Below are 22,509 nucleotides of genomic sequence, written 5' to 3' on the forward strand. Positions count from 1 at the left end.
AATTCCAAATCGCGAAAACGAATGAACCAGTACAGTAAACGAAGGGAAGCTTTGCTTTACCATGCAAAGCCCCAACCCGGTAAGATACAGATTGTACCAACCAAACCTTACGCCACCCAGCGCGACCTTTCTCTTGCTTATTCTCCCGGAGTGGCCGAACCCTGCCTTGAAATTGCCAAAGACATAAATAATGTATATAAATATACTGCCAAGGGTAACCTTGTAGCGGTAATATCTAATGGTACTGCGGTGCTTGGCCTTGGTGATATTGGCCCTGAAGCCAGTAAGCCTGTTATGGAAGGTAAAGGCCTGCTGTTTAAGATTTTTGCCGATATCGACGTGTTTGATATTGAGGTGGATGCCAAAGACATCGACCGTTTTGTAGAAACCGTTAAAAACATAGCGCCTACCTTTGGCGGTATCAACCTTGAAGATATAAAGGCTCCTGAGTCGTTTGAAATAGAGCGCCGCCTTGTAGAAGAACTGAATATACCTGTAATGCACGACGACCAGCACGGCACAGCCATCATTTCATCGGCTGCACTGATCAATGCTGCCGAGCTTGCCGGTAAAAATATAGGCGATATAAAAATCGTGGTATCGGGCGCGGGCTCTGCTGCGCTGGCCTGTGCCAACCTTTACCTTGTATTAGGGGTAAAGGCCGAAAATATCACTATGTTTGATGTAAACGGTATGCTGGTGCAAAGCCGTACCGACCTGCTGCCGGTACAGCAACGCTATGCACAACCGGGTGAACAGAAAACACTTGCTGAAGCAGTGGTAGGGGCAGATATGTTCCTTGGCCTTTCGGTAGGTAAGGTGCTTACACCCGAAATGCTGCTTACCATGGCTAAAGACCCTATTGTGTTTGCCATGGCAAACCCAACCCCAGAAATTGATTATGACCTTGCTATAAGCACCCGTGAAGATGTGATTATGGCTACCGGCCGTAGCGATAACCCTAACCAGGTGAATAACGTACTGGGCTTTCCGTATATATTCCGTGGGGCGCTTGATGTAAGGGCGACCAAGATAAATGAGGAAATGAAAATGGCTGCCGTTGTAGCCCTTGCCGAACTGGCAAAAGCGCCGGTGCCTGAGCAGGTTAATATTGCATACGGTGAAACCAAACTGATATTCGGGCGTGATTATATCATTCCAAAACCGTTTGACCCAAGGCTTATTGCCGTAGTGCCGCCGGCTGTGGCCAAGGCTGCTATGGATAGTGGCGTGGCACTGAAGCCAATTGAAAACTGGGATAAATACAAAGATGAACTCCTTGAACGTCTGGGTAATGATAATAAAATGGCAAGGTTGCTGATAAGCCGTGCCAAGAGCGCTCCCAAACGTATTGTTTTTGCCGAAGCCGACCAGCTTGATGTGCTAAAAGCAGCACAGATAGTGAAAGAGGAGGGTATAGGCGACCCAATACTTTTGGGTAACCGTGAAACCATAGAAGAACTGAAAGCTGAAATAGGTTTTGATAACGATGTGCAGATTGTAGACCCAAGGGCAGAATCTACTGCTGCCGAACCGGGCTACCGCAAGTATGCGCAGGCGTTTTGGGAAGCGCGCCGCCGTCGTGGCGTGAGCGAGCTTGATGCTACCAAAATGATGACACAGCGTAACTACTATGCTGCCATGATGGTACGCCAGGGCGATGCCGACGCTATGATTACCGGTTATTCGCGTAACTATCCTGCATCGGTAAAGCCGGTGTTGCAGGTAATAGACAGGGCGCACGGTATTAGCCGAATAGCCACTACCAACCTGATGCTTACCAAACGCGGGCCAATTTTCCTTTCAGATACGGCGATAAATCCGGATCCTACTGCCGAAGACCTAGCTAAAATAGCACTGCTTACAGCAAGTACGGCACGCCTTTTTGGTATAGAGCCGGTTATAGCCATGGTGTCGTATTCTAACTTCGGTTCGTCTCCGGAGCCGGGCGCGGTAAAGGTGCGTGAGGCTGTGGCCTATTTGCATGAAAACCATCCGGAACTGATTGTAGACGGTGAGGTACAGGCCGACTTTGCCCTGAACCAGCACATGCACCAGGATAAATTCCCGTATTCTAAACTGGCAGGCCGTAAGGTAAATGTTATGATATTCCCTAACCTGGAATCGGCTAACATTACCTATAAGTTGCTTAAAGAACTGGACGAGGTAATATCTATAGGCCCGATAATGATGGGTATGGATAAGCCGGTACACATAGTGCAGTTTGGTGCCAGCGTAAACGAAATGGTAAATATGGCAGCCGTGGCTGTTGTAGATGCACAGGAAAAAGAGAAGCGCCTGAAGAAAATAAGCGGTACAAACTAACTGCTTACAGGTTAAATAAATTTTATATTTTTGGGCAAGACAAGGTAATTAACAACTATGATAGCACATCTTGAGGGAAGATTGGTAGAAAAAACACCTACCGAAGTGGTAATAGACTGCCACGGCGTGGGCTACCAGGTGCATATTTCACTACATACTTTTTCACTGCTCCCTGATTCAGAAAACATAAGGCTTTATACGTATTTGCAGATAAAGGAAGACGCGCATACGCTGTTTGGCTTTGCCGAAAAGGCAGAGCGCGAACTGTTTAAGCTGCTTATATCGGTGTCGGGTGTTGGGGCAGGTACGGCGCGTACCATGCTTTCGTCGTTAGAGCCAAGGCAAATCATAGGCCATATAGGTACCGGTAACGTGGGCGCTATACAAGCCATAAAAGGAATCGGTATAAAAACCGCCCAGCGCGTTATACTGGACCTGAAGGATAAAGTGTTAAAACTGTACGATCTGGAAGAAGTTTCTGCTCCGGGCTACAATACAAATAAGGAAGAGGCGTTATCTGCCTTGGAGGTTTTAGGCTTTAATAAGAAGCTGGCCGAAAAAGCCGTGGAAAAGGTGGTGAAGGAAAACCCGGCTGCAAGTGTGGAAACTATTATAAAACAAGCATTAAAAAACTTATAGTCCTTGAAAACAGACTACGCGAAAGACTTATACAAACAATTGCGATATGCCTTTTTTGTACTGTTCCTGTTAGTAGGGGTAGCAGTACAGGCGCAGGTTGTAGTGCCTGAGGAGGAAGAAAATGAAGCCGCCCAGGATACCATAAAAGGCTATAATCCGGGTAAGGTGGAACTGAAAAACCCTTCGAGTATTACCGAAGCGTATACTTACGATTCGCTTACCGACAGGTACATCCTTAATACTTCGTTTGCCGGGTTTAATATCACATATCCGTTGATGCTTACCAGGGAGCAGTATGAGGAACTGGTGCTAAGGGAATCCATGCGTGATTACTACAAACAGAAGAGTAAGGCCATGGACGATAAGGCGACAGATGCAGAGAAGAAAGACTTGCTGCCACGCTACTACGTAAAATCGGGCCTGTTTGAAAGTATATTCGGGGGCAATACCATAGATGTAAAACCTCAGGGCTATGTAGAGATAGACCTTGGCGGCCGCTACACCAAGCAGGATAACCCTGCACTTTCGCCAAGGAACAGGCGTAGCTTTACTTTTGATTTTGACCAGCGCATCAGTATGAGCCTTCAGGGTAAGGTGGGTACAAGGCTTAATGTAATGGCCAACTACGATACCCAGAGTACCTTTGCGTTCCAGAATATGATTAAGCTGGATTATACACCTACCGAGGATGATATAATCCGTAAGATAGAAGTGGGTAACATCAGTTTCCCGCTGTCGAATTCATTGATAAGAGGCGCTCAAAGCCTTTTTGGTGTTAAGACACAATTGCAGTTTGGCCGCACTACCATTACCGGTATTTATTCTGAACAAAAATCACAATCTAAAACTGTAACGGCACAAGGTGGCAGCACGGTGCAGGACTTCTCGATATTCGCATTAGAATACGACGAAAACAGGCACTTCTTCCTTTCGCAGTTATTCCGTAACCGCTATGACCAGTGGATAAAAGACTATCCGCTTGTGGGCAACCAGATAAAAATTACCCGTATTGAAGTTTGGGTTACCAACAAGCAAAACCGTATAAACACCACCGAGAACAATACCCGCAACATTTTAGCGATACAAGACTTAGGTGAATGGAGGCTTACCAAACAAAGCCCTACCAATGGTGTGCCCGATGGTGCCGATATTACCGCACAGGCGGTAGGCTTTGTAAGGGATGGAGAACCGGCAGGTTTCTTTAACAACACCTATGAGCTGAGTAACCCTCCTCAGGGAGTACAGCCTGCAATAGACCCGATGAATCCGTACCCGGATAACTCTGTAAACAACCTGGATCCTGAAAAGATAGGCGAGCCGGACGGTTTGCTTGCTTCGACGATAAGGCAAGTAGTTAATACTACCGATCAGAGCTTTTTGACACCTCTTGCTGCCAGTGAAGGACGTGACTACGTAAAACTTGAAAATGCCCGTAAGCTTACCAGCAGCGAGTATACCCTGAATACACAGTTAGGCTACATATCGTTAAATACCAAACTGAATAACGATGAAGTACTTGCTGTAGCCTACCAGTATACGGTGGGCGATAAGGTGTTCCAGGTAGGTGAATTTGGTACAGACGGTGTAGATGCCACAAGTACCACTACCGATAACAGTTCGGGGAATTCGCAGGTTACAGGTGTAAGTACAAACAGCCTTATACTGAAAATGCTGAAGAGCAGCCTTATAAATGTAGGTGAGCCTACGTGGGACCTGATGATGAAAAACATCTATCAGCTGCCTAATGCTTACCAGCTAAGCGGCGAAGATTTTATACTGAACGTTTTATATACCGACCCTTCTCCGCTAAACTATATTACAAATGTACCGGGAGACAATTTGCCCGAAGGTGTAGCTGATACCCCGCTATTAAACGTATTTAATATGGACAGGCTTACCCCGGCGGGCGACCCGCAGGATGGAGGTGACGGTTTCTTCGACTTCCAACAGGGATATACCATAGATGCTACAAACGGGCGGGTAATATTTACATCGGCAGAGCCTTTTGGTGAATACCTGTATGATAAGCTGGGTACTACCAGTGGTAGCCTTGGGCAGTATAATACTGAATCATCATACAGCCCTAACCAGGCAAAATATGTATACCGTAAGCTGTACCAGAGTACACAGGCCGAGGCGCAGCAGCAAAGCAGCAAAAACAAGTTTCAGCTAAAGGGGCGTTTTAAAAGTTCGGGCAGTGCCGGGGCTATTTCGCTGGGTGCGTTTAACGTGCCGCAGGGTTCCGTTACAGTTACAGCAGGTGGCCGTACACTGGTAGAGGGTATAGACTATACCGTAAATTACCAGGCGGGTACCGTACAGCTGCTTGATGCATCGCTACAAAACTCAAACACACCGGTACAGGTAAACCTTGAAAATAACAACACCTTTGGCCAGCAGACGCGCCGTTATTTTGGGGTGAATGTAGAGCATAAGTTCAATGAAAAGTTCCTTTTGGGCGCTACCTACCTGCGCATGTCCGAAAGGCCGTTTACCAGCAAGTCTAACTACGGCCAGGAATCGGTAAACAACACCATATTTGGCTTCAATGGTAACTACAGCACAGAAGTGCCTTTCTTTACCCGACTGGTAAACAAGCTGCCTTTTGTAGATACCGATGTGCCTTCAAACTTCTCTTTCAGGGGTGAATGGGCCTACCTGAAACCCGATGCCAGTAAGGCCGACCAGCTTAATGGTGAGCCTACAACCTATGTAGAGGACTTTGAAGGTTCGTCTACTACTATAGATATGCGCAGCGCTTCGGGCTGGTCACTGGCCAGTGCGCCTGTAGGTTTTGATAATGCAACAGATCCAAGTCCTTTACGTTCGGGCTTTAACCGGGCTAAACTGGCATGGTACAGTATAGACCCGATATTCTATGCCTCGGCTTCAAGGCCCGACGGTATAAATGCGGGTTCGGTATCAAGCAACAAAACACGCCGTATTTACTATAGCGAGCTTTACCCTGATACTGATGTGGTACCGGGGCAAACCAATGTGGTTACCACGCTGGACCTTTCGTACTTCCCGCAGGAAAGGGGGCCGTACAACTTCAGTACTGATTCTGATAGTAACGGCAGGTTTACCGAAAGCCGTGCTGCCGAAAACTGGGCAGGTATAATGCGCTCGCTTACTTCTACAAACTTTGAACAGACTAACGTAGAATACATCCAGTTCTGGATGCTGGACCCGTATATAGGTAATATTGGCGATGCTGCCGAACTTGATAATACCGGTACGCTGGAAATCCACCTTGGTGAAATATCGGAAGATATACTGGAGGATAATTACAAGCAGTACGAAAACGGCCTTCCGGGCACCAGTAGCAATACGCTGGTGTATAACTCGGCTTGGGGAGAGGTGCCTGCATCGCAGTCGCTTATTTACGCTTTTGATACTGATACTGCTAACCGTGCACTTCAGGATGTGGGCCTTGATGGACTTAACGATGCTGAAGAAGCTGCGAAATTCGGTGGTGTATTTGCCAATATGAATGACCCTGCAGCTGATAACTACCAGTTCTACCTTAGTGTAAACGGCGGCATTGTAGACCGCTATAAAAATTACAACGGCTTAGAGGGTAACTCGCCTGTAGATGTGGGCGATACTAACCGTGGTTCTACGACCTATCCTGATACGGAAGACATCAATAAGGACAATACTATGAACACTATTGATGCCTATTATAAATATGAAATACCTGTGGGGCCAAACGCCATACCGGGTGTAGGCTACGTAGTGGATGCCCGCTATAACGAAAGCCAGGCCATGGAGCAGGGTACCACACCACGCCGCTGGCTGTTATATAAAATCCCGGTTAAGAACATGACCGATAGCGTAGGGTCGCTGAACAGCCTCCGTTCTATCCGTTTTATGAGGATGGCGGTAGCAGGCTTCAGGCGCGATATTACCCTTCGTTTTGCAGCGCTGGACCTTGTAAGGAGTGACTGGAGGCGTTATGAAGACCCGCTGGATACCGATACCGATAATAGTGTAGACGAAAGCACCTGGCATACCGGCTTTGATGTGGTTTCGCTTAACATACAGGAAAATGCTAACCGTAGCCCTATTAACTACGTGTCGCCTCCGGGCATTATGCGCGAACAGCTGTACAGCAACAACGCCGTAATAAACCAGAACGAACAGGCACTTTCCCTGCGGGTATATGCCACAAACGGGGGTACCGATGTTAATTCGGGACTCGAACCGGGTGATGCACGGGCGGTATTTAAAAACGTTAACGTAGACATGCGGCAGTACAAAAAGGTGCGTATGTTTCTGCATGCCGAAGCACTGCCAAATACTGCCGGAAATGCGCCTGAGACTAATGGGCTACAGGATGACCAGCTGGCTGCGATACTGCGTTTCGGTACCGACTTTACCGATAACTTCTACCAGGTAGAAAAACCGCTGAAGGTTACTGCATACGGATCAAATTCTAACATCGATGCTGAAGACGTGTGGATGGAAGACAATGAAATTATGGTAACGCTTGCTGCGCTTACCAAACTGAAGCTTATGGCACTACAGGGGCAGATCACCGTAAGCCCTGACGGGGTATACCGTGTGCCGGCTACAGACCTGGATTCGAGCCTTGCCGAAGGTATGATACTGGGTATTCGTGGTAACCCTAACTTTGGTTTTGTGCGTACCCTGATGCTTGGTGTGCGTAACAACGTAAATAACCTTGATGTAGTACCAAGCCCTGCACCGGCAGTGAGAGGTGAGGTGTGGTTTAATGAACTTCGCCTTAGCGATATGGACAACAGCGGCGGTTGGGCTGCTGTGGGTAGCATGGACACTAACTTTGCCGATATTGCTACAATTTCTGCGGCGGGTAATATGAGTACTATAGGCTTTGGTACCGTAGAGCAGGGGCCTACCGAGCGTAGCCTTGAGGAAACCAAGCAGTATACTGTAGTTACTAATATTAATGCAGGTAAGCTATTGCCTAAAAAATGGTACCTGAACATTCCGTTTAACTATAGCGTGGGTGAAACTACCATTACGCCTAAGTACGACCAGTACTACCAGGATATTACCATAGACCAGGCGCTGAGCGTAGCCAGCAGCCAGGCTGAGGAAGATGCGATACTAAACCGTAACGTAGACTATACTAAAAACAAAAGCATCAATTTTATTGGTGTGAAAAAGGAACGTGCGCCTGAGCAGAAGCCGCATGTGTACGACCCTGAAAACATTACGCTGTCGTATTCTTATAACCAGAGTAACCACCACGATTACCAGATAGAAGACAGGCTGGACCAGCAGGTAAGGGCTACTGCAGATTATAACTTTGCATTCCAGAACAAGCCGGTAGAGCCGTTTAAAAATACGGGTTTCATGAAAAAGAGCCAGTACTGGAAAATGCTTAGCGATTTTAACTTTAACTACCTGCCGAGTAACATTTCATTCAGCACTAACATTGTTAGGCAGTACAACATGCAGAAGTACCGTAACGTGGATGTGGAAGGTATAGCCATAAGCCCGCTGTACCGCCGCAACTACTTCTTTAATTACCAGTACGGTTTCAACTATAACATTACCAAGTCCATTAAGTTTAACTATCAGGTGGCTACCAGCAATATTGTACGTAACTATCTTGACGAACGTGGTAACCCTATAGATGATTATAATGTGTTCCAGGGCTTTTGGGATATCGGTACGCCGAATACCCACGTGCAGAATTTTGTAGTTAACTACGACCTGCCTTTAAACAAATTGCCATTCCTTAGTTTTGTAAAATCTACTTATAGCTACAACGCTACTTATAACTGGACGCGTAGCACCGATGCACTTAGGTATGTTGTGGATGAAAATGATGTGGAGTGGGATTTGGGTAATACCATACAGAACAACAATTCGCATAAGCTGAATACTACGTTTAGTATGGATATGTTCTATAAATATTTGGGCATAGGGGTTAAGAAAAAAGCACCTGCAAAAAATGCTCCACCGAAAACAGCTCCAAAACCGGGTGAAAAAGTTGCTGCTGCGCCAAAAGTGCAACAAGACGGTAATGTATTTGTAGACGGTGTTATAGGCGTGCTTACCAGCGTGAAAACCATACAGGCCAACTATACTGAAACTAATGGTACCGTGTTGCCGGGCTACCTGCCATCCATCGGCTTTTTGGGTACTACCAAGCCTACAATAGGGTTTATACTGGGTAGCCAGGATGCAGATGTACGCTACGAGGCGGCCAAGGCAGGTTACCTTACCACATACCCGAATTATAACCAAAGCTATTCGCAGGTAAATACCAAGCAGCTGAACCTTACAGCTTCTATGGACCTGTTCCCGGATCTTAAGATAGACTTTACGGCAGAACGTAGCAGTACAAGGAACTACTCTGAGCAGTATGATGCTTACGATGAGGATACTAATACATTTGATTATACCGGTTTGTCTCCAAATACTTATGGTAACTTCGCGATATCGACCATACTTATTAAAACGGCCTTTAGCCAAAGTGATGAAAACGGTAGTGAGGCGTTTGACCAGTTTAGGGAAAACAGGCTTACTATAGCTAACAAGCTGGCTGCACAACATTATGGTAATGGTAATGCCATACCGCGTTATGGAGATGGTGGTGCAGGTACTCCAACAGGCGAGTTTGCCGATGCAAACAACGGTTATCCTGTAGGCTATGGTAAAAATAACCAGGCGGTACTTATCCCGGCGTTTATAGCGGCTTACCAGGGCAAGGATGCCGGTAGTGCCAATACAGGCTTGTTCCGCGACATACCATTGCCAAACTGGTTGGTAAAGTATACGGGGCTTATGCGCTATAAGTTCTTTAAAGACCGCTTTAAGCGTTTCTCTATACAGCACGGTTACAGGGCTTCGTATAGCATTAACTCGTTCCGTACCAATTATGATTATAATGCCGAGAACAATACGCGTGATAACGGCGGCGATGGTAACTTCTACAATAAGTACGTAATAAGCAACATTAACCTTGCAGAGCAGTTTAACCCGCTGGTTCGCTTTGATGTGGAAATGAAGAGTTCGCTTAAGATAGTGGCCGAAATGAAAAAAGACCGCACGCTTAACATGAGTTTTGATAACAACCTGCTTACTGAGGTACAGGGCCAGGATTATACATTCGGGCTTGGTTACCGCATTAAAGATGTTATCATCACCTCTAAGCTGGCCAATAATCCTACCAACACCATTAAGAGCGACCTTAACCTTAAGGCCGACCTTACATTGAGAAACAGTGTTACCATAGTGCGTTACCTGGATTATGACAACAACCAGCTGGGCGGCGGGCAGAATACCTGGAACCTGAAACTGACTGCCGATTATGCATTCAGTAAGGCGCTTACCGCTATTTTCTACTACGACCATTCGTTTAGTAAGGCGGTAATATCTACCTCGTATCCGGTAACTACCATACGTACAGGCTTTACGCTGAGGTATACTTTCGGTAATTAATTTGCCAAAAACATTTTTGAAGTTTGCGCATAAAACATACATTTGCTAAAAAACAAACAACATGAACATTCCTGCTGAATTAAAGTATACCAAAGACCACGAGTGGGTAAAAATAGATGGCGATACAGCCACTGTAGGTATCACTGATTTTGCCCAGAAAGAACTGGGAGATATAGTGTATGTAGAAGTGGATACACTGGACCAGACCCTTGATAAAGATGAAGTTTTCGGTACTGTTGAGGCTGTTAAAACCGTATCTGACCTGTTTTTGCCTTTAGCAGGCGAAATCATAGAGTTTAACAGCGAACTGGATACTAATCCTGAGCTTGTAAACTCTGACCCTTACGGTGCAGGCTGGATGGTAAAAGTTAAGATTGCCGACCTTGCACAGGTAGATTCACTTCTTGATAGCGAACAATACAAGCAGGAGATAGGTGCGTAAAGTATACTTTTGGGCAGCGGTAATATGGACATCCGTTATTACGGCAAGTTGCCTTGTAACTATGCGTACCTTTGATGGAATAGATGTAGGAGACGGTAAGGACAAGTATGTGCATGGCTTCTTCTATTTTTTGCTTACCTTTTTGTGGTATCAGTATGCCCGCAGAAAGTTTACTGTAACAGGGGCAGGGTTAAGGCTGAGGCTGAGAGTGTTTTTATGCACGTTCCTTTTTGGGTTGTGTATAGAGTTGGCACAAAGCCTTTTTACCAAAGACCGCAGTGCCGACTGGCATGATGTTATAGCAAACAGCAGCGGTGCCCTTATAGCAATACTGTATTTTTGGCTGGCAGAAAAGCTAAAAAAGTGATATATTTAATCCCGGCAATAGTGCCGGGATTTTTTTTACGCTTATGGAAGACATCAGGCAATACTTAGATTCTACCTATCTTAAAACTGCAGTCCAGGCCGGGCTTACCGAGGATGATAACAGGGATGTGGTACGTGCTGTGGTAAATGAAGCTGTTGAAGAAGGTTTCAGGCTGGTTATGGTGCGCCCCGATATGGTGGCTATGGCGTGCAGTATGATTACTGATGCCGGTTCGGGTGTGGAGATAGGTACAGTGATTGATTTCCCAAACGGCGATGGTGGCCTTGAAGCCAAACTTGAAGAAGCGCAACAGGCCATAAAAGACGGTGCCGATGACCTTGACTTTGTGATAGACTATAAAGCGTTTATTGCCGGAGAAGAGGATAGGGTAGAGGCAGAGGTGTTACAATGTACAAAGCTGGCCCTGGCACACGGGCGTGTGGGAAAGTGGATTATAGAAATAGCGGCGCTTACCCCTGAACAGGTAAAATCTATTTGCAGCCTTATAAAAAGTGTGGTTATGGCTTTTGCCGATGTGGAAGATTATGGCAATATTTTTATAAAATCATCTACCGGATTTTATGTAACGGAGAATGGCCTGCCAAATGGCGCTACGCCTGAAGGTATAAAACTGATGCTGGAATGTGCCGCGCCGTTACCGGTTAAAGCTGCCGGTGGTGTGCGTAATTACAAGGAGGCTGTAGATATGATAAAACTTGGGATAAAACGCATCGGTACATCTTCGGCGAAAGCCATAGCCGATGAAGATATGGCTTCAGGAGGTTATTAAATCGAAAAACCTCCTCCTTTTTAGGGGAGAAGGCTCTCTTTCATAGCAAATTTAGCGATAGTTTTTTTACTTTTTCATAGCAATAGTACGAGCCGTTTTACCGGCTTGTTCTGTTATATAGATGCAGGTAAAAGCAAAAGGTTGCGCCGGTAGCAGATTTTTATTAAAAATATTTTTCGTTCCCGGGTTTTACTGAATAACTCACGCTTCAGTAGTTTGTATCATCTTGAAATATTTTCTTTAACATTAAGTGGATTTGCTTATCTATAACCCTTAAAAATTGCTTTTTCTATGCGTTTTTCATGCGGTATTAGTATTTAATAAATCTTTTTTTGGGTTATCTTTGCGCGAGTTTTATAAAAGCATGAAAATTACTTTGAACGCATCAGATAACGACGTTTCCATAAAATCAGTACTAACAGATTTTAAAGCGCTTACAAAATCAGGCCTTGCAATAAGTGTCGTATTTTCATCGCTTGCCGGTTACCTGCTTGGTTTTTCAGATGAGCATCCTTTTTCATGGACGGTTTTACTGTTGCTTGCCGTAGGTGGCTACTGCATGGTGGGCGCGTCTAATGTGTTTAACCAAATCATAGAAAAAGACCTTGATGCCTTAATGGACCGTACCAAAAACCGCCCTATACCATCGGGTAGGATTTCGGTAAGGCAGGCATTTGTTTTTGGTTGCATACTTACTGCTTTGGGCATAGGTATACTTTATAGTATCAATCCTAAAACGGCCATGTTTGGGGCTATCAGCATATTTTTATACACCAGTATATACACCCCACTAAAAACTGTAACACCACTTGCGGTGTTTGTGGGAGCATTTCCGGGTGCGATACCATATATGCTGGGCTGGGTAGCGGCTACCAATAACTTCGGCATAGAAGCCGGTATGCTGTTTATGGTGCAGTTTTTCTGGCAGTTTCCTCATTTTTGGGCTATCGGCTGGTTTTTGTTTGAAGATTATAAGAAAGGCGGCTTCTTTATGTTGCCTACCGGAAAGCAGGACAAGAAAACTGCATTGCAAATCATGCTGTATACCATCTGGCTTATTTTAGCATCGCTTTTCCCTGCAACGGGACTTGCGGGTGAACTGAAGCTGAGCCTTGTTTCGGCGGTACTGGTGCTGGCTCTTGGCCTGTGGATGCTGGTGTATGCCGTAAAGCTTTATAATAAAATGGATGCAGCCGCAGCACGCAAACTGATGCTGGTAAGTGTATCTTACATTTCGCTGCTGCAGGTAATATATGTAATAGATAAATTTATACGATAGTATATGGAAAAGATAGTGATGACAGTACAGGAGCATGACGAACGCAATGCGAGGTCTAAAAAAATGCTGTTGTGGTTTGCTATGATTAGTATGTTTATGATGTTTGCCGGCCTTACCAGCGCCTACGTGGTGAGTTCATCGCGCCCGGACTGGGTTAAGGATTTTGCATTGCCATCAGCATTTACCATCAGCACGCTGGTAATTGTGCTAAGCAGCCTTACTTTCCATTTTGCTATATCATCAATAAAAAAAGGGAACCACGGTGCGGCTTCTGGGCTTATCCTGGGTACCCTTGGGCTTGGTGTTGCCTTTGTGGCATTACAGTTTTATGGCTTCGGTCAGGTGATACAGGCGGGCTACTTTTTTACCGGCCCGGAGAGTAATATTACTACTACATTCCTGTATATAGTAACGGTGGTGCACCTTGCGCACCTGTTTGCAGGGCTTATAGTGCTTTTGGTTGTAATTTATAATCATTTTAAACAAAAATACACCCCTTCACAAACCCTTGGAATAGAGTTAGGTGCGCTTTTTTGGCATTTTCTCGGTTTTTTATGGGTTTATTTGTTTTTGTTTTTCTATTTCTATTAAAAGAAAAAAATGTAAATTTGAAAACTTTTTAACCTAATAACGTTTTATGGCAGCGACAGTTACTACTACAGCCACTACAGGCAAAACATGGGACGGCGGAAACGAGCCTATGGGAGCAAGTTATGGTAAGATGATGATGTGGTTCTTCATCGTATCAGATGCTCTTACTTTCTCAGGTTTCCTTGCCGCTTATGGTTTCTCAAGGTTTAAATTCATCGGCACATGGCCTATTGCAGACGAGGTGTTTACTCACTTTCCGTTTATGCACGGTGTAGATGCCCCGATGTATTATGTGGCGTTAATGACTTTTATCCTTATCTTTTCGTCTGTAACCATGGTGCTTGCGGTAGACGCCGGCCACCAGCTTAAAAAGACAAAAGTTGCTGTATACATGCTGCTTACCATTATAGGTGGTTTTATCTTCCTTGGCTCACAGGCGTGGGAGTGGAAAAACTTTATTAAAGGTGAGTTTGGTGCTGTAGAAAGCAAAGGTGGTTCTGTACTGCAGTTTGTTAAAGAAGGCGAAAACGGTAAATATGAGCGTGTAGCGCTTGCTGATTTTGCTGCACACATCCCTACAGAAAGGGTTAACAAAACCAAGAGTGTAGGCATCCTTTATGAAACAGGTGAAACGCTTCCTACATATTCTCTTGAAGAAGTTGCAGAAGGCCTTAAAGCACACCCTGAAGTTCTTATCAGGACTGAGGATATCACTCCTAAGAAAACTAAAACGGTACTTACAAGGGAGCAGTCTCTTGCCAAGATAGCAGATTTCGGTATGGTTGTAGAAGGTGCAAACCTTAAACACAACGAGTACGGCCACAAGCTGTTTGCTGATTTCTTCTTCTTCATTACAGGTTTCCACGGTTTCCACGTATTCTCTGGTGTAATGATTAACGTCCTTATATTCTTTAACGTACTTCTTGGTACATATGAGAAAAGGAAGAGCTACGAAATGGTTGAGAAAGTTGGTCTTTACTGGCACTTTGTAGACCTTGTTTGGGTATTCGTGTTTACATTCTTCTACCTTGTTTAATCTTAAAGAAAATATATAGATCATGGCACACGCACACGAATCTAACACAAAAAGGATATGGACCGTTTTCGGGATCCTGTCTGTAATAACAATAGTTGAAGTTATCTTCGGTATTAAAAAGCCGGAAGCTCTTTTCCTAAACAGCCTTTTTGGTCTTAACTACCTAAACTGGTTGTTCATTATCCTTACAATTGTAAAAGCGTACTACATTATGTGGGCTTTCATGCACCTTGAAGGCGAGAAATCAAGCTTCAGGTGGTCTATTGTTGCCCCGCTTGTATTCCTTATAATCTATCTGGTATTCATCTTACTGGTAGAAGGTAATTATATATTTGACGTGTTCCACAATTCACACTATAAGTGGATATTCTAAGGGAACATTAATTCATAAAAAAGGCGGTTATATCAACCGCCTTTTTTAATTTTGCACCATAGTTACACAAACGTATCATGAATCGTAAATTAGTGTTGTTTGGCCTGCTTGTACTGCCGTTGTTGCTGTATGTATACTTTTCTATGGTTAAGCACAATTCTCTCTACCTTCCTATAATTACAAAAAACATTAACGAGCTCCCTGTGGGTAAAACCCTCGACGGGAAACCGGTACAGCTTAAAGATAAAATATCGGTAGTTGGTTTTTTTGGTAATGACATTAATAAGCGTAAGGAGGCTATCTTTAACCTTAACCAAAAGATAAACAACAAGTACAAAGGCTTTACCGATTTCCAGATGGTAATGCTGGTGCCCGATGGTGACCAGGAGTCTGTAGAAAAGCTACAGCAAAGCCTGAAGCTTATGGGGGACATAAGCGACTGGAGGTTTCTGTTTGCCAAACCAGAGGATATAAAGAAGTTCTATGCCAGCTTTAAAGTGAGCGAACCGTTAGATGCCAATGCCGGTAATAATTATGTGTTTATTGTAGATAAGGAGCGTTGCCTGCGTGGGCGTAATGGTAAAGATAAGAAGGGTGAAGCGGAGTACAAGGACGGCTATAACACCTTCATAGCATCGGAGTTGCATAACGAAATGACCGACGACGTAAAGATAATACTGCGCGAATACCGCCTGGAACTAAAAAGACACAACGGGCCGCAGCGCACCAAAAGGGAAATATAAGTTATGAAGAACAAATCATATATAGGCATTTCGTTTATAGTGCTTATTTTCGGGATATGGGCTGTGCCGAAAATTGTAGACCGTTTTAAGAAATCTGACCTTGTAGAAATAGGCCCGGTACCCGGTTTTGAACTTACGGACCAGGATAATAAAAAAGTATCGGACAGTGATTATAAAGGCAAGGTCTATGTAGTGGAGTTTTTCTTCAGTACCTGTCCTACCATTTGCCCGAAAATGAACCAGAACATGCTGAAAATTCAGGAAGCTTTTTACGGCAGGCCTGATTTCGGTATTGCATCCATAACCATTAACCCGGAATACGATACGCCCAAAGTGCTTAAAGACCATGCAAAGCAGCTTGGTGTAAAACACTACAACTGGCATTTCCTTACCGGTGAGCGTGATTATATTTTTAACCTTGCCAAAGAGTTTAAGCTGTATGCGGGTGCCAACCCAAATGTGCCGGGAGGCTTTGAGCATTCGGGTATGTTTGCACTTGTAGATAAGGATGGCAACATACGCTGCCGTAAAGACCAGTTTGGCAACCCGATTATGTACTACGACGGGCTGGAGCAAAGCGGCGTGGATGCTATTAAAGAAGATATTAAAAAGCTTTTAGAAGAATAATAACCTTACAATGGAACAATCACTTCAAACAGAAAAACAATACAATAAGTGGATTATTGCCGTATCGATAGTGATACCTGTGGCGGTAGCTGCCCTTTTCGGTATCAACCTGCCTAAAATGGGTTACGATGTAAAACCGCTAACTTTCCTGCCGCCCATATATGCAGCTATTAACGGGCTTACCGCTATTGTGCTTTTTGTAGCAGTACAGGCCATAAAAAAAGGCAACCGTACCCTGCACGAAAGGCTGGTTAAAGTTGCAATAGCCCTATCGCTTAGCTTCCTGCTGATGTATGTGGCCTATCACATGACGAGCATCACTGCTATTTACGGCGACCTTGATTTTGACGGTGCACTAAGTGACCAGGAAAAAGCCACGGCCGGTGCATTACGCTACGTGTATTACTTTGTGTTGCTTACCCACATCCCATTATCGGTGGTGATAATACCTTTCGTACTGTTTACGTTTGTGAGGGGTATATCGGGTAGTTACGAGCGCCATAAAAAGCTGGCCCGTATTACCTATCCTATGTGGCTGTACGTGGCTATAACAGGGGTTGTAGTGTACCTTATGATTTCTCCTTATTACCATTACTAATGAAAAAATATATACAATGGCTGTTGCCGGTGCTTTTGTTTGCAACGGCGCTGCCTGTAAACGCCCAGTGTGCCATGTGCCGTGCCGCCCTGGAAAGCAATGAACAGGGTGTGCAACCCGAAGCCGTAAACGACGGTATTGTTTACCTCATGGTATTCCCGTACCTGCTGGTAGGTATCGTAGGTTTTGTGGTGTACCGCATGCGGGTAAAATCTAAAACAAAAAAAGAAGCGCTGTAATTTACAGCGCTTCTTTTTTATGTGTTTTTGTGAGTTTTAAAGCCTGAAATTCTAATAATCCAAAGCTCTAAAAATCCAACAGTCTGAAAAGTTTATTTCAATCCATCCACTTTCAGGTTGATTTTTCCGGTAGCTTTAATAAATGCTATCATAGCATTGTTAGTAAGCTCTACCTTATCAAAATCAAAACCGTCTAATGTGCCATTTACAAACACACCCGGCATAGGCGAGTAGTTGTTAAGATACGGCGCCATGGCTTTTTTACCTTCTTCAAGGTTTTCTTTAACCGAGTAGCGGCAGTTTTCCTGTATCTTTTTCAGGATGATGCCACCGGCCATCCAGTTGGCGGTACGCATAAGGGCGCTTTTAGTATCGAGAACATAATCCATCTGGTCAAAGAAAATTTCTTTGGTCACAGCGTTGTAGTTTGGTATACCCGTAAGATAAATAGTGCCGTTAATGCTTCCGGTCATATCCAGTGCTACGATAAGCTTGTTATCCTTAGCCCAAAGGTCAACCTTCTGTACGGTAACCTTACGTTTGCCGTCGCCAAATTCCTGTCCCTGGAAGTTTTTGGTAATCATCTTAGAGGCATTGTCATAAGTAGAAACAGCGGCAATAGTAGCCGTAACCTTTTCAGGCATTGTCTTTACTGCAAGTAGCTGTACCTGGTCTTTCTTAAAAGTATTTTTCGGTTGTTGGCCTACGGTAGTTTCCATAGTGCACTTAAGGCCCATGTTCATGGTAATTTGCTTTTTAGCCAAAACAGCATCAGTAGCATACAGCTCGGTAGGCGTAAGGCGGAACCATGTCTGGTACTGCTCGCTGGTAAGTATTGGCTTGGCCATTGCGTCCATTGCGTCAAGCACCTGCGGCTTAAAGTCGATGGCTTCGCTCAGGGCTTTGTCCAGCTCGTCTTCTATACGGCTTTTAAAAAGTTTCAGCGCAGGGTTAATAAGGTAGGTAACCGGTACTTTTTTTCCGGCTATGGTAATAGACGGGCTTTCTACCCACTCCAGTTCGGCTATGGTAGTTTTGGTTTTAAGCTTCCAGTTGGTAAGTTTTACGTCGCTGCTGAATGTGATTTTTGCATTAAGGTCAAACTCGCGGGTATCATACATGTCCACACCCATAACGGTAGAGCCGTAACGTACTTTTCCGTTTACCTTAATAGGCACTACACTTTCCAGCTTTCCGTTCTTTTCAGTGAATTTTATTGGTGCAGTTTTGGTAACTTTTAGTGCTACGTCGTCACCTTTAATGTCGTTGTCTTCATATACCACACCTGCAAAAAACTTGTTGGTCTGTGCTTCAATATCGGCTATGGTAACGCTCACGGGCAGGCTTATAAACGATGTGCTTTGTTTGTAAACCACCTCTGTGGTGTTGCCCGGTTCGGGTTTCAGGGCGGCAATTTTCTTTGCTGTGCCGCATCCTGTAAATAAAATGCTGGTTGCTACAAGGCTAACTAGTAAGGTTTTCATGTGTTTAAGTAGAAATTTGGCGCAAATGTAGGATTTAATTTGTAACAAAAAATACAGATGTGAGTCTTATGTGTTAACATATCGTCCTTATTCAGGATATTTAATAATTTTGTTTCTCCAATTATGAAAAACAAAAAGCACAGGCTTATTTTATTAGGGTTTTCTCTTTTTACGATTGCGGGTTTTGCGCAGCAGAAAAAATGGAGCCTTCAGGAGTGCGTAGATTACGCGCTTAAAAACAACATATCCATAAAGCTCAGCGAGCTGGATGTGCAAACCGCCGCTGTTGCTAAAAGCGATGCTAAGATGGCTTTTTTACCTACGGCCAACCTGCAGGGTTCGCATTCGTGGAACATTGGTCTTAACCAAAACATCACCACCGGTTTGCTGGAAAACCAAACCGTGCAGTTTACTTCTATCGGAGGTACAGTGGGTGTAAACATTTATAACGGTTTGCAGAGCCAGAACCGCTTTAGCCGTGCCAGGCTTGCGGCCGTGGCTTCGCAGTACCAGCTTACAAAAATGCAGGAAGATGTGGGGCTGAATGTAGCCAATGCCTACCTGCAGATATTGTTCAATAAAGAAAACCTGAAAGTACAGCAACAGCAGCTGGAATACGATACCAAACAAATGGACCGTGTGCAGCAGCTTGTAGATGCCGGTTCGGTACCACAGGGTGACCTTCTTGATGTAAAAGCGACTGTAGCTACCGATACCCAAAATAAAATTGCTGCCGAAAACGCTTTGCTACTTAGTAAACTGAGTCTTGCACAGCTGATGCAGCTGGAAAACTTCCTGGAGTTTGATACTGAAGACCGCGATTACCCTACCGATGATACCGGTGTATTGCTGCGCAATGCCGCCGAGATATACAAAAAGGCTAAGGAAACGCGTACCGAGATAAAAATTGCTGAGCAGAATTTGGCCGTGGCCGAAAAGGATGTTACCATAGCACGAGGTGCGTACCAGCCTACATTGCAGGGGTTTTATAGCTTTACAACCCGTGCCGCTTATGCTGACAGGGTTACAGGGTACCAGCTGAACACTAATAACCCTACGAGCATAGTGGGTTATGTAGACGGTACCAACCAGAATGTACTTACACCAAACTATGTACCGGTGCTCGGCAAGCATTTGCCTGTTTGGGACCAGTTCGACCAGAATAAAGGCCACTCGTTCGGGGTGCAGCTTAGTATACCGATTTTTAACGGCTTATCTACACGCAATAATGTAGAACGTGCCAAGATAGCACTGGAGCGTACCCGCATTACCCTACAGCAGCAGGAGCTTACGCTGGAGCAGAATGTGTATAAGGCATATACCGATGCCCAGGGTGCACTGAATACTTACGAAGCAGCCAAGACGACACTTACTGCCCGCGAGCAGTCTAAAGAATATGCTCGCCAGCGCTATGAGGTGGGGCTGATTAATATATTTGACTATAACCAGGCGCAAACGCTTTTTGTAAATGCCCAAAGCGAAGTGCTGCGTACCAAATACGATTTTATCTTTAAGGTTAAGATACTGGAGTTTTATTTCGGCATACCTATTTCTACAATCACACAAAAAAACTAATCATGTCTAAGAAAACTATTTTCATACTTTTAGGAACGGTAATCGTTGTTGTTGTGGCGCTGGTGGCGCTAAAAAAATCGGGTTCCATTGGCAATAGCGATGAAGGTAAAGATGTAGAAACTGCCGAGGTAAAAACTATAACGCTTACCGAAACGGTTTCGGCTACGGGAAAAATACAACCCGAAGTGGAAGTGAAAATATCATCGGAAGTTTCGGGTGAAATTATAGAGCTTCCTATTAAAGAAGGTCAGGCCATTAAAAAAGGCGACCTTTTGGTGCGTATAAACCCAGACTTGTATGAGTCGGGTGTGAGCCGTACCAATGCAGCTATGTCTACTGCAAAAGCAGGCTTAAACCAGGCAGAAGCCCAACTGAAAGAGGCTAAGGCAAACTACACACGTAACAAGACACTTTTTGATAAAGGTGTAATCTCTAAATCAGAATGGGACAAAATAGTGTCGGCTTATGAGGTGGCGCAGGCCAGTAAGCAGTCGGCCTTCTTCCAGGTGCAAAGTGCCGGAGCAAGTGTTACCGAAGCTAAGGATAACCTGAACCGTACCACTATATATTCTCCGGTAGACGGTACTATTTCAAAGCTTGATACCGAACTGGGTGAAAGGGTAGTGGGTACGCAGCAAATGACGGGTACAGAAATCCTTCGTGTGGCCAACCTGAACAATATGGAAGTAGAAGTGGAAGTGAATGAAAATGATATTGTAAAGGTGCAGGTAGGTAACGAAGCCGAAATAGAAGTGGATGCTTACCTGAAAAGGAAGTTTAAAGGTGTTGTAACCAGTATCTCTAACTCATCTACCACTACTACGGCTGACCAGGTGACCAACTTTAAAGTGAAAGTTCGCCTGCTGAAAGAATCGTATGAGGACATGCTGCAAGGCAAGCCGTCTAACTATTCGCCATTCCGTCCGGGAATGACTGCTACTGTGGACATCATTACCCAAAGGAAAGCAAACATACTGTCGGTGCCCATCAGTTCGGTAGTAGTGAAAACCGACACGACATCAGGAGCGAAGCACGATGTTGTGAAAGAAATGGAAGAGAAGGAAAAAGAAAAAGAAACCGGTAAGGCAGAACAGCGTTTTGAATGCGTGTTTGTAAACAAAGGCGGCAAAGCTATACTGAGGCCGATAAAAACCGGTATACAGGACGATACCAATATAGAGGTGCTTTCGGGGCTTAAACCGGGCGATGTAGTTATTACAGGGCCGTACAACACAGTGTCTAAAGACCTGAATCCGGGTGATAAGATAAAAACTGCCGCAAAGGACAAAGAGGCTAAAAAATAATGGCAAACATATTAAATATTGAAACCGCTACTAAAAATTGTTCGGTGTCGCTGGCGGTAGATGGTGAGGTAAAAGTGCTGAAGGAATACGCAGGGGAGGGCTATGCCCATGCCGAAAAGCTGCATGTTTTTATAGAGGATGCTTTGAGCGAAGCAGGACTGGCTTATGCCGATATTACTGCTGTAGCCGTAAGTATGGGGCCGGGTTCGTATACGGGGCTTCGTATAGGTGTTTCGGCAGCTAAAGGGCTGTGCTATGCTTTGGGTATCCCGCTTATTGCTATTGATACCTTAGAGCTTTTAGCCCGCAGGATAAATGTAACCGAAGGTGTAATCATACCGCTTATAGATGCACGCCGTATGGAGGCTTATACGTCGGTTTTTACACCTGATTACAATAAGGTTCGTGAAACCCGTGCTGAAATCATTACCCCGGAATCTTTTTCGGAGTATACAAGGGTACACATTTTAGGCGATGGTGCTGCCAAATGTGTAGGTGTATTGCCTGAAAATAAAATTGTATTCCACCAAAATGAATTATATCCTTCAGCGGCGCAAATGGGAGCGTTGTCGTATGCCAAATACAAAATAAGCGACACCGTAGATGTCGCTTATTTTGAGCCTTTTTACCTGAAAGATTTTATTGCAGGTAAATAAA

Annotated in this window: 18 protein-coding genes; 17 read left to right on the plus strand and 1 reads right to left on the minus strand. The window is 44.6% G+C overall.

Going from position 1 to position 22,509, the window contains the following annotated elements:
- Positions 1–21: 21 nt before the first annotated feature.
- The 14 genes from ACZIX4_RS11770 (at position 22) to ACZIX4_RS11835 (ending at position 17,489) form a co-directional block, all read left to right on the plus strand.
- The gene (locus tag ACZIX4_RS11770) at positions 22–2,325 is read left to right on the plus strand and encodes an NADP-dependent malic enzyme (protein ID WP_463335834.1); all 2,304 of its coding nucleotides are present in this window, start codon (positions 22–24) and stop codon (positions 2,323–2,325) included.
- A gap of 57 nt (positions 2,326–2,382) precedes the next feature.
- Positions 2,383–2,964 carry a Holliday junction branch migration protein RuvA gene (ruvA, locus tag ACZIX4_RS11775; protein WP_463335835.1) on the plus strand — a complete coding sequence of 194 codons (582 nt, stop codon included), beginning with the start codon at positions 2,383–2,385 and terminating at the stop codon, positions 2,962–2,964.
- Between the two features lie 3 nt (positions 2,965–2,967).
- Positions 2,968–10,404 carry a T9SS outer membrane translocon Sov/SprA gene (gene sov / locus ACZIX4_RS11780; RefSeq protein WP_463335836.1) on the plus strand — a complete coding sequence of 2,479 codons (7,437 nt, stop codon included), beginning with the start codon at positions 2,968–2,970 and terminating at the stop codon, positions 10,402–10,404.
- Between the two features lie 61 nt (positions 10,405–10,465).
- Positions 10,466–10,846, plus strand: coding sequence for a glycine cleavage system protein GcvH (gcvH, locus tag ACZIX4_RS11785; RefSeq protein WP_463335837.1), 381 nt, complete (start codon positions 10,466–10,468; stop codon positions 10,844–10,846).
- Positions 10,839–11,213 carry a VanZ family protein gene (locus ACZIX4_RS11790; RefSeq protein WP_463335838.1) on the plus strand — a complete coding sequence of 125 codons (375 nt, stop codon included), beginning with the start codon at positions 10,839–10,841 and terminating at the stop codon, positions 11,211–11,213. Before gcvH ends, ACZIX4_RS11790 begins: the two co-directional genes overlap by 8 nt.
- A 43-nt stretch (positions 11,214–11,256) precedes the next feature.
- The gene (deoC, locus tag ACZIX4_RS11795) at positions 11,257–12,003 is read left to right on the plus strand and encodes a deoxyribose-phosphate aldolase (RefSeq protein ID WP_463335839.1); all 747 of its coding nucleotides are present in this window, start codon (positions 11,257–11,259) and stop codon (positions 12,001–12,003) included.
- A 376-nt stretch (positions 12,004–12,379) separates the two neighbouring features.
- The gene (cyoE, locus tag ACZIX4_RS11800; protein ID WP_463336081.1) at positions 12,380–13,282 is read left to right on the plus strand and encodes a heme o synthase; all 903 of its coding nucleotides are present in this window, start codon (positions 12,380–12,382) and stop codon (positions 13,280–13,282) included.
- 3 nt (positions 13,283–13,285) lie between these two features.
- Positions 13,286–13,873 (plus strand): cytochrome c oxidase subunit 3, encoded by a 588-nt coding sequence (locus ACZIX4_RS11805; RefSeq protein ID WP_463335840.1) that lies wholly within the window; start codon positions 13,286–13,288, stop codon positions 13,871–13,873.
- A gap of 46 nt (positions 13,874–13,919) precedes the next feature.
- Complete coding sequence (locus ACZIX4_RS11810; protein WP_463335841.1) at positions 13,920–14,909, plus strand: cytochrome c oxidase subunit 3; 990 nt, start codon at positions 13,920–13,922, stop codon at positions 14,907–14,909.
- A 22-nt stretch (positions 14,910–14,931) separates the two neighbouring features.
- Positions 14,932–15,282 (plus strand): cytochrome C oxidase subunit IV family protein, encoded by a 351-nt coding sequence (locus ACZIX4_RS11815; RefSeq protein WP_463335842.1) that lies wholly within the window; start codon positions 14,932–14,934, stop codon positions 15,280–15,282.
- 77 nt (positions 15,283–15,359) lie between these two features.
- Positions 15,360–16,025 carry a hypothetical protein gene (locus ACZIX4_RS11820; RefSeq protein ID WP_463335843.1) on the plus strand — a complete coding sequence of 222 codons (666 nt, stop codon included), beginning with the start codon at positions 15,360–15,362 and terminating at the stop codon, positions 16,023–16,025.
- Positions 16,026–16,028: 3 nt separating this feature from the next.
- A complete protein-coding gene (locus ACZIX4_RS11825; protein ID WP_463335844.1) occupies positions 16,029–16,652 on the plus strand; it encodes an SCO family protein in 624 nt (207 codons plus the stop codon).
- 10 nt (positions 16,653–16,662) lie between these two features.
- Positions 16,663–17,250, plus strand: a complete 588-nt coding sequence (locus tag ACZIX4_RS11830; protein ID WP_463335845.1) for a DUF420 domain-containing protein — start codon at positions 16,663–16,665, stop codon at positions 17,248–17,250.
- Positions 17,250–17,489, plus strand: a complete 240-nt coding sequence (locus ACZIX4_RS11835) for a hypothetical protein (RefSeq protein WP_463335846.1) — start codon at positions 17,250–17,252, stop codon at positions 17,487–17,489. Before ACZIX4_RS11830 ends, ACZIX4_RS11835 begins: the two co-directional genes overlap by 1 nt.
- 92 nt (positions 17,490–17,581) lie before the next feature.
- Here ACZIX4_RS11835 and ACZIX4_RS11840 read toward each other — a convergent pair whose 3' ends face one another.
- A complete protein-coding gene (locus ACZIX4_RS11840) occupies positions 17,582–18,973 on the minus strand; it encodes a DUF4403 family protein (protein ID WP_463335847.1) in 1,392 nt (463 codons plus the stop codon).
- 123 nt (positions 18,974–19,096) lie between these two features.
- Here ACZIX4_RS11840 and ACZIX4_RS11845 point away from each other — a divergent pair, with 123 nt between their 5' ends.
- The 3 genes from ACZIX4_RS11845 to tsaB are packed head-to-tail and all read left to right on the plus strand — an operon-like array spanning position 19,097 to position 22,508.
- Positions 19,097–20,548, plus strand: a complete 1,452-nt coding sequence (locus ACZIX4_RS11845) for a TolC family protein (protein ID WP_463335848.1) — start codon at positions 19,097–19,099, stop codon at positions 20,546–20,548.
- Positions 20,549–20,550: 2 nt separating this feature from the next.
- Positions 20,551–21,852, plus strand: coding sequence for an efflux RND transporter periplasmic adaptor subunit (locus ACZIX4_RS11850; protein ID WP_463335849.1), 1,302 nt, complete (start codon positions 20,551–20,553; stop codon positions 21,850–21,852).
- Entirely contained in the window at positions 21,852–22,508 is a 657-nt protein-coding gene (tsaB, locus tag ACZIX4_RS11855; protein ID WP_463335850.1) for a tRNA (adenosine(37)-N6)-threonylcarbamoyltransferase complex dimerization subunit type 1 TsaB, read from the plus strand. Before ACZIX4_RS11850 ends, tsaB begins: the two co-directional genes overlap by 1 nt.
- The last annotated feature ends 1 nt before the right edge of the window (position 22,509 follow it).

The sequence above is a fragment of the Flavobacterium niveum genome (genome assembly GCF_055231775.1).

Coding starts and splice junctions, on each gene's coding strand:
- ACZIX4_RS11770 (WP_463335834.1), top strand. CDS start 22: ATGAACCAGTACAGTAAACGAAGGGAAGCTTTGCTTTACCATGCAAAG.
- ruvA (WP_463335835.1), top strand. CDS start 2,383: ATGATAGCACATCTTGAGGGAAGATTGGTAGAAAAAACACCTACCGAA.
- gcvH (WP_463335837.1), top strand. CDS start 10,466: ATGAACATTCCTGCTGAATTAAAGTATACCAAAGACCACGAGTGGGTA.
- deoC (WP_463335839.1), top strand. CDS start 11,257: ATGGAAGACATCAGGCAATACTTAGATTCTACCTATCTTAAAACTGCA.
- ACZIX4_RS11805 (WP_463335840.1), top strand. CDS start 13,286: ATGGAAAAGATAGTGATGACAGTACAGGAGCATGACGAACGCAATGCG.
- ACZIX4_RS11810 (WP_463335841.1), top strand. CDS start 13,920: ATGGCAGCGACAGTTACTACTACAGCCACTACAGGCAAAACATGGGAC.
- ACZIX4_RS11815 (WP_463335842.1), top strand. CDS start 14,932: ATGGCACACGCACACGAATCTAACACAAAAAGGATATGGACCGTTTTC.
- ACZIX4_RS11820 (WP_463335843.1), top strand. CDS start 15,360: ATGAATCGTAAATTAGTGTTGTTTGGCCTGCTTGTACTGCCGTTGTTG.
- ACZIX4_RS11825 (WP_463335844.1), top strand. CDS start 16,029: ATGAAGAACAAATCATATATAGGCATTTCGTTTATAGTGCTTATTTTC.
- ACZIX4_RS11830 (WP_463335845.1), top strand. CDS start 16,663: ATGGAACAATCACTTCAAACAGAAAAACAATACAATAAGTGGATTATT.
- ACZIX4_RS11835 (WP_463335846.1), top strand. CDS start 17,250: ATGAAAAAATATATACAATGGCTGTTGCCGGTGCTTTTGTTTGCAACG.
- ACZIX4_RS11840 (WP_463335847.1), bottom strand. CDS start 18,973: ATGAAAACCTTACTAGTTAGCCTTGTAGCAACCAGCATTTTATTTACA.
- ACZIX4_RS11845 (WP_463335848.1), top strand. CDS start 19,097: ATGAAAAACAAAAAGCACAGGCTTATTTTATTAGGGTTTTCTCTTTTT.
- ACZIX4_RS11850 (WP_463335849.1), top strand. CDS start 20,551: ATGTCTAAGAAAACTATTTTCATACTTTTAGGAACGGTAATCGTTGTT.
- tsaB (WP_463335850.1), top strand. CDS start 21,852: ATGGCAAACATATTAAATATTGAAACCGCTACTAAAAATTGTTCGGTG.